The sequence below is a fragment of the Streptomyces sp. NPDC002730 genome (assembly GCF_042888805.1).
Lineage (GTDB): Bacteria > Actinomycetota > Actinomycetes > Streptomycetales > Streptomycetaceae > Streptomyces.
In genome coordinates, this window is record NZ_JBIAQG010000006.1 from 345519 (window position 1) to 357479 (window position 11961).

An 11961-nucleotide genomic window follows, 5' to 3' on the forward strand; every position below is an offset into this window, starting at 1 on the left:
AGTTTAGAGGGCGCCCTTCGTGGAGGGGAGGATGCCGACGGCGCGTGGGTCGCGCTCGGCGGCGTAACGCAGGGCGCGGGCCAGCGCCTTGAACTGGCACTCCACGATGTGGTGCGCGTTGCGGCCGTACGGGACGTGGACGTGCAGCGCGACCTGGGCCTGCGCGACGAAGGACTCCAGGATGTGCCGGGTCATCGTCGTGTCGTACGAGCCGATCATCGGCGCCATGTTCTCGGGCTCGGTGTGCACGAGGTAGGGACGTCCGGAGAGGTCCACGGTGACCTGGGCGAGCGACTCGTCCAGCGGCACGGTGCAGTTGCCGAAGCGGTAGATGCCGACCTTGTCGCCGAGCGCCTGCTTGAAGGCGCCGCCGAGCGCGAGGGCCGTGTCCTCGATGGTGTGGTGCGAGTCGATGTGCAGATCGCCCTCGGTCTTCACGGTGAGGTCGAACAGGCCGTGGCGGCCGAGCTGGTCGAGCATGTGGTCGTAGAAGCCGACCCCGGTCGACACATCGACCTTTCCGTGGCCGTCGAGGTCGATCTCGACGACGACGGACGTCTCCTTGGTGGTGCGTTCGACCCGTCCTACGCGGCTCATGCGCTCTGCTCCTTCTCGCTGCGTTCCTTCATGAGGGCGCGTACCGCCTCGAGGAACGCGTCGTTCTCTGCCGGGGTTCCCGCGGTGACCCGCAGCCAGCCCGGTACGCCGTTGTCACGGACCAGGACGCCCCGGTCGAGGATCTGCTGCCAGACCTCGTGGGCGGCCCCTTCGCCGTCGAAGCGTCCGAACTGCACAAAGTTGGCGTCGGACTCGGTGACCTCGTAGCCGATCGCCCGCAGCTCGCCGACCAGGCGGTCCCGCTCGGTCTTCAGCTGCTCGACATACCCGAGCAGCGTATCCGTGTGCTCCAGCGCGGCGAGCGCGGTGGCCTGTGTGACGGCGGACAGGTGGTACGGCAGGCGCACCAGCTGGACGGCGTCGACGACCGCCGGGTGCGCGGCCAGATAGCCCAGGCGCAGACCGGCCGCGCCGAAGGCCTTGGACATGGTGCGCGAGACCACCAGGTTCGGCCGGTCCTCGATCAGCGGCAGCAGCGAGGGGCGGTGACTGAATTCGACGTACGCCTCGTCGACCACGACTATCGCCCCGGCAGTGTCAGCCCTGGCCGCCTGCGCCGCCTCGTACAGGGCGAGGACGGTGTCGGCCTCGACCGCGGTGCCCGTGGGGTTGTTGGGCGAGGTGATGAAGACGACGTCCGGCCGGTGCTCGGCGATGGCAGCCTCGGCGGCCGCCACGTCGATGGTGAAGTCCTCGCCGCGCGGCCCGGAGATCCAGCCGGTGCCGGTGCCGCGCGAGATCAGGCCGTGCATGGAGTACGAGGGCTCGAAGCCGATGGCGGTACGGCCGGGTCCGGCGAAGGTCTGCAGCAGCTGCTGGATGACCTCGTTGGAGCCGTTGGCCGCCCAGACGTTGGCGAGAGAGACCTCGTAACCGGCGGTGCGGGTGAGATAGCGGGCCAGCTCGGTGCGGAGCTCGACCGCGTCCCGGTCGGGGTAGCGGTTCAGCTCGCGGGCGGCCTCGCGGACGCGTTCGGCGATGCGCTCGACCAGTGGCTCGGGCAGCGGGTAGGGGTTCTCGTTGGTGTTCAGACGTACGGGCACGTCGAGTTGGGGCGCGCCGTACGGGGACTTGCCACGCAGCTCGTCCCTGATGGGCAGGTCGTCGATGCCGAAGGTCACTTGCCGGGCACCTCCCACTCGGTGCGCCGGTCCGGTTCGCCTTCACCGCTGCGCTGATCCAGTTCGCCTCCGGCGAAACGCGCCTTCACGGCGGCGCCGTGCGCGGGCAGGTCCTCGGCCTCGGCGAGCGTCACCACGTGGTGCGTCACCTCGGCGAGAGCGTCTCGCGTGTAGTCCACGATGTGGATGCCGCGCAGGAAGGACTGCACGGACAGGCCAGAGGAGTGGCAGGCACAGCCACCGGTCGGCAGGACATGGTTGGAGCCCGCGCAGTAGTCGCCGAGCGAGACCGGCGCCCACGGGCCGACGAAGATCGCGCCGGCGTTGCGGACCCGGGCGGCGACGGCGGAGGCGTCGGCGGTCTGGATCTCCAGGTGCTCGGCACCGTACGCGTTGACGACCCGCAGGCCCTCTTCGACACCGTCGACCAGGACGATCGCGGACTGCTTGCCGCTCAGTGCCGGGACGATCCGGTCCTCGATGTGCTTGGTGGCCGCGACCTGCGTTTCGAGCTCCCTCTCGACCGCGTCCGCCAGCTCCGTGGAGTCGGTGACCAGCACGGCGGCGGCCATCGGGTCGTGCTCGGCCTGGCTGATCAGGTCGGCGGCGACGTGCACCGGGTCGGCGGTGGAGTCGGCGAGGATCGCGATCTCGGTCGGCCCCGCCTCGGTGTCGATGCCGATCCGGCCGGCGAAGTACCGCTTGGCAGCGGCGACCCAGATATTGCCCGGCCCGGTGACCATATTGGCGGGGGCGCACTCCTCGGTGCCGTACGCGAACATCGCGACGGCCTGTGCGCCACCGACGGCGTACACCTCGTCGACGCCGAGCAACGCGCAGGCGGCGAGGATCGTCGGGTGCGGAAGGCCCCCGAACTCTTTCTGCGGCGGGGACGCCAGCGCGATGGAGTCGACGCCCGCCTCCTGGGCCGGCACCACGTTCATGATCACGGAGGAGGGGTAGACGGAGCGGCCGCCCGGTGCGTACAGACCGACGCGCTCGACCGGCACCCACTTCTCGGTGACGCTGCCGCCGGGGACGACCTGTGTGGTGTGCTCGCTGCGGCGCTGCGCGCGGTGGACGATTCTGGCGCGCCGGATCGACTCCTCCAGAGCGGCCCTGACCTCGGGGTCGAGCTGCTCCAGTGCGTCGGCGAGGGCCTTCGCACCCACCCTCACCTGCTCCAGCTTCACACCGTCGAACTTCTCCGCGTAGTCGATCAGCGCCGCCGTGCCGCGATGATGCACGGCCTCGCAGATGGGCCGCACCTTCTCCAGGGCGGCTTCCACGTCGAACTCGGCACGGGGCAGCAGGTCGCGCAGGGCGGCACCCTCGGGGAGGGCGTCGCCACGCAGGTCGATTCGTGAGATCACGGAACCAATTCTCTCAGACCGGAATCGGCCGCTGGTCTCCCGTATCACTGGCTGATACATGCCCCAGTACATGTTCATGACCACTAGCGTTCAGTCCGTCACTCAGCGGGAAGAACAGCTGTACGAGCCAAGGAAGCGGAGGAGCGGCAGTGACCGAGCCGCTGGACGACGGGGCTCCGGACGGGCTGCGCCCGACCGAGCTGCGAATGTGGAACGCATTCCGAAACGGGAGTACGTACGACCTGAGCGACGCCAATCCCCTGCTGAACGATCCCTTCTCACCGCGCCCCTGGGGCCCCGAGCGCAGTGTGCGCGCCGGCATCGTCGCCCGGCTGCTGCTGAGCGGCCCGGCCGCGCGGCCGGGCCGGGTCGCCGCGCTCAAGCTCCGTGGGGTCCAGATCACCGGGACGCTCAAGCTCGCGGGCGGCAGCATCGCCCCCTACGTCGAGCTGAACGGCTGCCGCTTCGACAGCGAAGTGCTGATGCCCGAGGCGCACTTCACCACGGTGCGCATGGTGGGCTGTGCGATCCCGCGGCTCGAGGCGGCCCGGCTGCGTACCGAGGGCGATCTGCATCTGCCGCGCTGCCGGGTGGAGCACGGCATCCGGCTCACCGACGCGCAGATCGGCACGGATCTGCTGATCAACCAGATCAATGTCAGGCCGGACCGGCGCGGCCGCGCGATCACCGCGGACGGGATGTCGGTCGCGCAGGATCTGCAGGCCGAACTGATCGAGACGTACGGCGAGTTCAGCCTGCGCGGCGCGAAGGTCGGGGTCTCGCTGAGCCTGCGCGGCAGCAGGCTGCGGGCGGCGGCGGAGCGGCGTGCACTCAATGCCCCGCAACTGAGTGTGGAGCGGACGCTCTATATGACGGGCGCGTGGGTGAGCGAGTCCACGGGCAATCAGGGCACCACGCCCCCTTTCGGCATCGGCATCGGCAATGCGGCCACGCCGTCGCGCGGCACGCGGCTGCAGCCCTTCGAGTGCCACGGCGGGGTGCGGCTGGACGACGGGCGGTTCGGCGACGCGGTCGACTTCCACCGGGCGCGGTTCGTCCTGAGCTCGCGCGAGGAGCTGTCGCTGCGCCGGATCGCCACTCCGGAGCTGCGGTTCAACGCGGAGCGCCCGGAGGAGGGGCGCGTCGTGCTGAACGGCGCGAAGGTGGTGACGCTGATCGACATGGCGGCGAGCTGGCCGGGTCCTGGCGGGCTTGCGATGGGCGGCTTCGTGTACGAAAACCTCGTCCCGTACGAGGAGTTCCCGCTCGGGCGGCGCCTGGAGTGGGTGGCGTCGGCGACCCCGGAGTACTCACCGGAGCCGTACGAACGGCTGGCGACCGTGCTGCGCAACAGCGGCGAGGACGCGGACGCGCGCGAGGTGCTGCTCGCCAAGCAGCGCCGCCGCCGTGAGACGCTTCCGCTGGCCGCGAAGCTCTGGGGCTATCTCCAGGACTGGACGGTGGCGTACGGCTACCGGCCCGGCCGGGCGGCCCTGTGGATGGCGGTGCTCTGGGCGCTGGGCGCGCTCGCCTTCGCGCAGGTGGAACCGGCGCCGATCAAGGCGGACGAGCATCCGGAGTGGAATGCCGCGCTGTACGCCCTGGATCTGCTGGTGCCGGTGATCAATCTCGGCCAGGACGGCTACTGGCGGCTGGACAGCCACTGGCAGTGGGCCTCGGCCGCGCTGATCCTGCTCGGCTGGATCCTCGCGACGACGGTCGCGGCGGGCGCGTCCCGCCTGCTCAGACGCGGCTGAACCACCTGTCGTACGACCTCTTTCTTTACGCTCTCTTGGCTTTCGCCAGGACAACCATTCTGCCGCTACGAAAGCTTCACAGCTGTCCTCTGGCGCGTCTTCCAGCCACAGCTTTCAATGGTCCACACCATGCCATTGCTCCGCGCCATGATCCGCACCGCGCGCATGATCCGTCATACGCCGCAGCTCGCCGACGGCTTGCCGCCGGACACCGCGGTGCTGCTCGACGCCCCCGACGGGCGGCTGGGCCCGGCGCTGGTCGCGGCCGCGTTCGGTGAGTACGAGCCGGCCGCCAAGCTGCTCGCGATCACGCGCGAGGGGGCCGAGTGGGAGAACCGCGACCGGTACGTCACACGCCTCGCGGCCTTTGCGCTGAACCGCGACGAGTGGCTGACGAGCTGGCTCGCCGCGGCGCCCCGCGACCCCGACGCGCTGGTCCTCAAGGCCGAACTCGCCGTCCGCAGGGCCTGGGAGTCGCCCGCACGCGCCGAGCGGCTGCGGGAGATCGGGCCGCTGATCGACGCGGCGGCGGACGGCGATGCGAACGACCCGGTGCCGTGGCGCATCTCGCTGGACCACGCGCGCGGTACGCATGCCACGCACACGGCCTTCGAGTCGCTCTGGGAGCAGGCGGTGCGCCGCTCCTCCCACCACTACGGCTGCCATGTCGCGGCGCTGCAGTACCTGTCCGCCCAGTGGTACGGCTCGCACCGCGAGTGCTTCGACTTCGCCGAGCAGGCGGCGGCGGACGCGCTGCCGGGCTCACTGGTGCAGGCGCTGCCGGTGCGCGCGGCCTTCACGCAGTTGCTGACCGGCGAGACCACCTCCGTACAGGACGACCGGATCGACGCGGCGGCGGATCTCGCGATCGCGCTCTCGACGGACTACGCGGCCGGGGATCCATGGCCGGCCGAGGTACGCAATCTGCTGGTGTACGTGCTGGTGGGGCGGGGGCGGTGGGCGGAGGCGCTGGAGCAGTTCCGGCTGATCGGCCCGTACGCCACGTCCTTCCCCTGGACCTACGTGACCGACGATCCGCTGGGTCAGTTCCTCGATACGAGGGACGGCGTACGGATCCAGATCGCCTCTTCGATGCCACTGCGTGGACGGGCCGGACGAAGCTGGTCCTTCGGCCATTAGGCTTGACCGTTGTGACCACCGCACGTCTCCCCCTCTTTCCGCTGAACTCGGTGCTGTTCCCGGGCCTCGTCCTGCCCTTGAACGTCTTCGAGGAGCGTTATCGCGCCATGATGCGCGAGCTGCTGAAGACGGACGAGTCCGAGCCTCGCCGTTTCGCCGTGGTCGCCATCCGCGACGGCCGCGAGGTCGCGCCGACCGCGCCCGGCATGCCGGACCCGACCGCGCTGCCCGAACGCGGCCCGGCGGCGGGCTTCGGCTCCGATCCGATCCAGGCCTTCCACCACATGGGCTGTATCGCGGACGCGGCAACGATCCGCGAGCGCGCGGACGGCAGCTTCGAGGTGCTCGCGACGGGTACGACGCGGGTCAAGCTTCTCTCGGTCGACGCGAGCGGCCCGTATCTGACGGCCGAGCTCGAGGAGATCCCGGAGGAGTCGGGGGACGGCGCGGGCGCGCTCGCCGAGGGCGTGCTGCGGGCCTTCCGCAGCTACCAGAAGCGGCTGGCGGGCGCGCGTGAGCGCTCGCTGTCCACCGGTGCGGATCTGCCGGACGAGCCCTCGGTGGTCTCGTACCTGGTCGCCGCGGCGGCCGTACTGGACACTCCCGCGAAGCAACGGCTGCTGCAGGCCCCGGACACGGCGACCCGACTGCGGGAGGAGCTGACGCTCCTGCGCGCGGAGACCGCGGTGATCCGCCATCTTCCGTCGCTGCCCGCGGTCGATCTGACCCGGGCGCCGACGAGCCCCAACTGACGGGAGTAGCTTGCGGTGCCGAAGAGAACCAAGAAGTCCGGCGGCCCCGGGGGCACGCCCGCCACGGTCGCGCTGGCCGCGGCGGGCACGGAGTTCAGCGTGCACGCGTACGACCACGATCCCGCGTCCGCCTCGTACGGCGATGAGGCGGCCGAGGCCCTCGGTGTCTCTCCCGACCGGGTCTTCAAGACCCTGGTCGCGGACGTCGACGGCGAACTGACCGTGGCGGTGGTCCCGGTGGCCGGACAGCTGGACCTCAAGGCGCTGGCAGCGGCGGTCGGCGGCAAACGCGCGACGATGGCGGATCCGGCGGCGGCGGAACGTACGACGGGCTATGTACGGGGCGGTATCTCGCCGTTGGGCCAGCGGAAGCGTCTGCGTACGGTCCTGGACGCGTCGGCTTCCGTCCACGCCACGATCTGCGTCTCGGCGGGCCGCCGCGGACTGGAGGTCGAACTCTCCCCGACGGACCTGGCGACGCTGACGTCGGCGGTACTGGCACCGATCGGGCGGGCGTAGGGGCTCGACGGGGCGGCTGTCCTCGGCTACGACCGTAGGAACACTCCGACGGGGAGAGGACGGCGCATGTCCAAACGAACCCGCAAACGGAAGTGGCGCATCCGAAAGCACCGGGCCAACCACGGCCGCCGCCCGGCGTGATCCCGGGGCTCCGCCCCGGACCCCGCGCCTCAATCGCCGGCGGGGCTGAATCTTTCAGCCCGTCCGACGGTTGAGGACATGCCCGAAGGGTGTACGGGGGTCTGGGGCGAAGCCCCCAGTCACGGGGAAGGGCGGGTAGGGGAACAGACCCCCGCAGGCGTCAGGCCGCGCCCGGCCCCGGCGGCTGCTCCGTCCCCGGCGCCCCGTACTGCGGCGGCCACTCCGGTTCCGGGTCCCGCGGACCGAACAGGGCCGTCAGCGCCAGGTGTACCACCATCGCCGCCACCGACCACGCCAGCAGCGCCCCCTTCGCCCTCAGCTCCAGGTACGCGTCGAAGGTCACCCCCTGGCCGACCTCCCGCGCATGCGCGACCACATCCTGCGTGGGGCCGAACCACACCCCGATCCCCCACGCGAGCAGCGAGCCCAGCAGTCCGCCCACGGCCAGCGCCACCACCAGGGCGATGCCCCCGCGCCTGCGGAACCAGAAGACCGCCGCCGCGCTCACCGCGCCGAAAGCGAGTGCCAGCAGCACGAAGGCACCGTCCGCGCCCACCGCCTCCTCGCCCTCCGTGTCCTTGAGGAAGACCGCCTTGTCGTTCGAGATCAGCGGCACGCGCGGCGCCAGCCACAGCCACAGCAGCCCCAGTGCCACGCCCAGAACCGCCACGGCCACCAGCACCACGGCCGCGTCCCGCAGGTCGGCCTTCAGCTCGGGGCTCTCCTCCGCGTCCTCGGCGTCCTTCGCATCCTTCGCGTGCAGGGACGCGTGGCCCGTCGGCGGCGACTGCCAAGGGTCGTCGTTCGGCGAATGCTGATGAGGCTGGTGCGGCGGTGTCAGAGGTGCGGTCACACCGCCATCGTGCCAGGCGTGCCGGAACGCCGCCTCACCGGACTGCCGCCCGCCGGTACGCCCACGTCGCGACCGTCAGCGAGACAACACCCACCAAGGCGCAGACCGCGAGGTCCAGCCCGACGACCGCCCAGTCCGGACGCGCGTCGAAGGACCGCGCGAGGGCCTCGACGCCGTACGTGGAGGGCAGCAGATCACGTGCGTACGAGATCGGCCCCGGCAGCCGGTCGGCCGGCAGCACCCCCAGCAGCAGCGCCGCGGACATGCCCAACTGGCCGAGCAGCGTGGCAAGTTCCTGACGGGGCGCGAGCAGCCCGAGCGCCGCGCCCAGCCCGGCGAGAGCCGCACCGGCGAGCGGGATCACCGCGGCCAGCACCCATAGATGCGTCAGCGGCAGCTCGAACAGCACGCTGCCGGCGACCGCCGTGACCACCGTGCCGGGCACGGTGAAGGAGGCGTACGCACCGGCAGCGCCGAGCACCACCGCGGCCGGCGGCACCGGCAGCGTGGCGTAGTGGTCGAGGCCGCCGCTGGCGCGCAGCTGCCCGAAGTACTGGGCGAGCAGATTGAGCGCGACGAAGGCGACGACGAGCACGCTCGACCCCGCGACGACAGCGCGCGCCTCCGCGCCCCCGTCGACGACCCCGCGCATCAGGACCATGATCCCGATCGACTGGAAGGTCGCCACGAAGAGCAGCGGGATCCGGGCGACGCGTGCTCGGGACAGCTGCGCGCGGTACACGGCGCCGAGCGCCGGCAGCAGCCGCGCCCGCGGCGCGAGCGGCGCGGCGGCCGCAGCCTCTGCCCCGCCATCCGCTCCGGCCCGTCCGGCCTGTCCCGCCTGTCCGGCCTGTTCCGCCTGCTCGGCCACCGCCTCCGCGGGCACGGTGCTCACGCCTTGACCAGCCCCTTCGTCGCGTTCCCGCCGAGTGCCAAGTACACGTCCTCCAGGCTGGGCGTGGCCAGCGTGAAGTCGTCGAGAGCCGCGAACGCCGCGCCACCCGTCACCGCCGCGACCGCCGCCCGTGCCTCGTCCGGTGCGAGCCTGAGCACCCAGCGGCGCCCGGACTCCTGCGCGGACCCGCACAGCGCGGCGACCTCGGGCACATCCAGCGGTGCCCGCTCGCGCCACACCAGCTCGACCCGTACCTCGCCCGCGACCCGTTCCTTCAGCCCGGTCGGGGTGTCGCAGGCGATGACGCGGCCCCGTTCCAGTACAGCGACCCGGTCGAGGACGGTCTCGGCCTCGATGACGTTGTGGGTGACGAGCAGCACGGTCGCCCCGTGCTCCGCGCGCCGCCGGTCGACCGCGGCCCATACCGCGCGCCGCGCGACGGGGTCCATGCCGGTGGTCGGCTCGTCCAGTACCAGGACCGGCCGCTCTCCGACCAGCGTCGTCGCGAAGCAGGCCAGCCGTCGCTGCCCGCCGGACAGCTTCTTCAGGGGGCGTGCGGCGAGCCCGGTCAGCCCGAGCTCCTCCAGTACGGCGTCACGCTCGGCCCGTGCGTCCCGTACGGACAGTCCGCGCAGCCGCCCCGTCGTCTCGGCGGCGAGTGCGACGGTCAGCTCGTCGAGAGCGGTGGACTCCTGCCCGAGATAGCCGATGAGCCGGGAGGCCCGCTCCGGATGACGTACGAGATCGTGGCCGAGCACCTCGACGCTGCCGGCGTCCGGGCGCATCAGCCCGGTGAGCTGTCGTACGAGGGTGGACTTGCCGGCGCCGTTGGGCCCGAGCAGGCCGAAAATCTCCCCGCGTCGGACATCGAGACTGATCCCGTCGGTGGCACGCACCTCAGGGGTCCCCGGCGTCCCCCGCCTGCCGCGCACGGCGGGGTACGTCTTGACGAGATCCCGCACCACGCACACCGTACTCACGAGGTACGAGACTACGGGGTCCGGCCGCCCGGAATGCCCTCGGGCCCCGGCTACTCCCTTGCTGTTGCCGCTCTACTCACCGGCCGGGGCGTGCTCGGCGGCCGCCCGTACGTCGATCTCGCGCCAGAATCCCGCCCGGATCGCATAGCGGTCGTGCTCGTCGATCTGGTCGTCCTTGTGCGCAAGCAGCCCGAAGCGGGCCGCGTACCGCAGCAGTTCACCGTCGATGCGGTGCGGGATCCGCGGGTACATGGTGGACAGCTTCTGCACATGGCTGGATTCCGGCAGCCGTTCCATCCAGCGGCGGGCGAAGACCTGGCCGACCTCGAAGGGGTCGCCGCCGACCGTGGTGATGTCCTCCTCGCGGTCGGCCCAGCGCTGCTCGGCGCTGGTGAGCTGGGCCAGTGTCGGCAGCGACGCGGTCTCCGGCGGTTCGCCCAGCGCCCCGCCGTTGCCGCCGGGGCGCTCGACCCAGCCCTTGTCGGAGGACCAGCGCAGGGTGGCGCTCGTCGGGTGCGGTCCGGTGTGCGGGCCGGGCGCGCGCAGGCCCGCCAGATCCTTGGGGGTGGGGACGCCCTTGGTGGAGGCGGGGACGGGGACGGCCTCGACACCGTTCTCGGAGGTCGCGGGCGATCCGTTGTGTGCGGCCTCGGCCGCCCGCTCCTGCGACGCGGCGAGCGCCGACTCGGGCAGCGGCGCGGAGAGAATCGCCGCGATCTCGGGGCGTGGCACGGGCGGTGGCGCGCAGATGCCGGTGAGCTCCTTGGGCCGCACGGCCCGGGTGATCCACACCCGGTCGAGCACCCGCCGCTCGTCGGCCTCGGCGACCAGGTCCTCGGACTGGTTGTAGTCGCCGTCGGCGGCCTGCACCGCCCAGAGATGGACGGCGACGCCGTGCTCCTTGGCGGACATCAGCCCGGGAAGCAGGTCTCCGTCGCCGGTCACCAGCACGACGTCCGAGCAAGCGCGATTTCTGGCCAGTTCGGTGAGCTCGGCATGCATCGCCGCATCCACGCCCTTCTGCGCCCAGCGGCCGTCGCTCCGGGTCAGTGCGCCGAGCCGGACCGTCACCCGCGGCATGACACGCAGCCGCCGGTGCTCGGGCTGCGGTACGCGGTCAGGGGCGCCGTCGAACCAGTAGATACGCAGCAGCGGTCGCTCCGTATCTGCTTCGGCGAGGTCGCGAAGGCCCTGGATGAGGGCGGCGTGGTCGACGGTGATCCGGGAACGCGCCGGTTCTCCGGCGAGAAGGCTCGCGGCGGCGCCCAGCAGATATCCGGCGTCCACCAGGACAACGCAGCGGTCCACGCGTTCCACCCTCTTTCGGGAACTTCGGGATCGGGGAATGTTCCGGATCGGGGATTGTTCCGGGTTTCCTTCGAGTCTGCCCGACCGCAAGAGGGTTAACGGCCGGAACTCGATCATCGGCGTGGCGGAAGCCCGGCACAGGGCGCGACATGGGCCCTTTACCCACCGCAATGATCCAAAATGCGGCAGTTCTGCGGGTATGTGAGTCTGGCAGCGGCCCTGGCCCCGAGAAATCCCACAGGAGGCATCACCATGGCCAAGAACAAGAACCGCAAGCAGAGCAGCCAGCAGCAGGACCGCTCCTCCTCCGCCGCCGAGCGCGGTGGCGAGCAGGCCAAGTCCACCGCCTACGAGTCCCAGGCGCAGCCTCAGTCGCAGGCCCAGGGAAGTCCGGCGGATGTTGCCCGCAAACACCAGCGGCGCTTCGGCCACAACTGATCGCGCAGTAAAGACGCAAGGGGCGCGCCCGTGACGACGGGCGCGCCCCTTGCGGCGTTTGTGCGT

The 11961-nt window shown here is 71.3% G+C and carries 12 protein-coding genes; 5 read left to right on the top strand and 7 right to left on the bottom strand.

Annotated elements, in window-relative coordinates; translation table 11 throughout:
• Window positions 1-3: 3 nt before the first annotated feature.
• From hisB to hisD, 3 genes are read right to left on the bottom strand one after another with little or no spacing between them, the layout of a single operon-like run.
• On the bottom strand, window positions 4-597 hold the full coding sequence (gene hisB, locus ACFYXH_RS17850; RefSeq protein WP_389563491.1) for an imidazoleglycerol-phosphate dehydratase HisB: 594 nt from the start codon (window positions 595-597) through the stop codon (window positions 4-6).
• A complete protein-coding gene (locus ACFYXH_RS17855; protein WP_389563493.1) occupies window positions 594-1739 on the bottom strand; it encodes a histidinol-phosphate transaminase in 1146 nt (381 codons plus the stop codon). Before ACFYXH_RS17855 ends, hisB begins: the two co-directional genes overlap by 4 nt.
• Window positions 1736-3112 (bottom strand): histidinol dehydrogenase, encoded by a 1377-nt coding sequence (gene hisD / locus ACFYXH_RS17860; RefSeq protein ID WP_389563494.1) that lies wholly within the window; start codon window positions 3110-3112, stop codon window positions 1736-1738. The genes ACFYXH_RS17855 and hisD overlap by 4 nt, the downstream gene beginning before the upstream one ends.
• Before the next feature lie 149 nt (window positions 3113-3261).
• Here hisD and ACFYXH_RS17865 point away from each other — a divergent pair, with 149 nt between their 5' ends.
• The 4 genes from ACFYXH_RS17865 to ybaK all read left to right on the top strand — a co-directional run bounded on the left by ACFYXH_RS17865 (window position 3262) and on the right by ybaK (window position 7280).
• Entirely contained in the window at window positions 3262-4869 is a 1608-nt protein-coding gene (locus ACFYXH_RS17865; RefSeq protein WP_389563495.1) for an oxidoreductase, read from the top strand.
• A 117-nt stretch (window positions 4870-4986) separates the two neighbouring features.
• Window positions 4987-6009, top strand: a complete 1023-nt coding sequence (locus ACFYXH_RS17870; protein ID WP_389563497.1) for a hypothetical protein — start codon at window positions 4987-4989, stop codon at window positions 6007-6009.
• Window positions 6010-6020: 11 nt separating this feature from the next.
• Window positions 6021-6761: an LON peptidase substrate-binding domain-containing protein gene (locus ACFYXH_RS17875; RefSeq protein ID WP_327322997.1), complete on the top strand. Its 741-nt coding sequence runs from the start codon at window positions 6021-6023 to the stop codon at window positions 6759-6761.
• A gap of 15 nt (window positions 6762-6776) precedes the next feature.
• On the top strand, window positions 6777-7280 hold the full coding sequence (gene ybaK, locus ACFYXH_RS17880; protein WP_389563500.1) for a Cys-tRNA(Pro) deacylase: 504 nt from the start codon (window positions 6777-6779) through the stop codon (window positions 7278-7280).
• A gap of 301 nt (window positions 7281-7581) precedes the next feature.
• Here ybaK and ACFYXH_RS17885 read toward each other — a convergent pair whose 3' ends face one another.
• The 4 genes from ACFYXH_RS17885 to ACFYXH_RS17900 all read right to left on the bottom strand — a co-directional run bounded on the left by ACFYXH_RS17885 (window position 7582) and on the right by ACFYXH_RS17900 (window position 11466).
• Window positions 7582-8274, bottom strand: a complete 693-nt coding sequence (locus ACFYXH_RS17885) for an ABC transporter permease (RefSeq protein ID WP_389563503.1) — start codon at window positions 8272-8274, stop codon at window positions 7582-7584.
• A gap of 34 nt (window positions 8275-8308) precedes the next feature.
• A complete protein-coding gene (locus tag ACFYXH_RS17890) occupies window positions 8309-9169 on the bottom strand; it encodes an ABC transporter permease (protein WP_389563506.1) in 861 nt (286 codons plus the stop codon).
• Window positions 9166-10140 (bottom strand): ABC transporter ATP-binding protein, encoded by a 975-nt coding sequence (locus ACFYXH_RS17895; RefSeq protein ID WP_389563906.1) that lies wholly within the window; start codon window positions 10138-10140, stop codon window positions 9166-9168. Before ACFYXH_RS17895 ends, ACFYXH_RS17890 begins: the two co-directional genes overlap by 4 nt.
• Before the next feature lie 81 nt (window positions 10141-10221).
• Entirely contained in the window at window positions 10222-11466 is a 1245-nt protein-coding gene (locus tag ACFYXH_RS17900; protein WP_389563509.1) for an NYN domain-containing protein, read from the bottom strand.
• Between the two features lie 243 nt (window positions 11467-11709).
• Between ACFYXH_RS17900 and ACFYXH_RS17905 the strand changes: the two genes are divergently transcribed.
• A complete protein-coding gene (locus ACFYXH_RS17905) occupies window positions 11710-11895 on the top strand; it encodes a hypothetical protein (RefSeq protein ID WP_389563512.1) in 186 nt (61 codons plus the stop codon).
• Window positions 11896-11961: the final 66 nt, after the last annotated feature.

What these genes read in the sequence shown, in the direction of transcription:
- hisB (WP_389563491.1), bottom strand. Translation starts at nt 597, where the DNA reads ATGAGCCGCGTAGGACGGGTCGAACGCACCACCAAGGAGACGTCCGTC.
- ACFYXH_RS17870 (WP_389563497.1), top strand. Translation starts at nt 4,987, where the DNA reads ATGGTCCACACCATGCCATTGCTCCGCGCCATGATCCGCACCGCGCGC.
- ACFYXH_RS17905 (WP_389563512.1), top strand. Translation starts at nt 11,710, where the DNA reads ATGGCCAAGAACAAGAACCGCAAGCAGAGCAGCCAGCAGCAGGACCGC.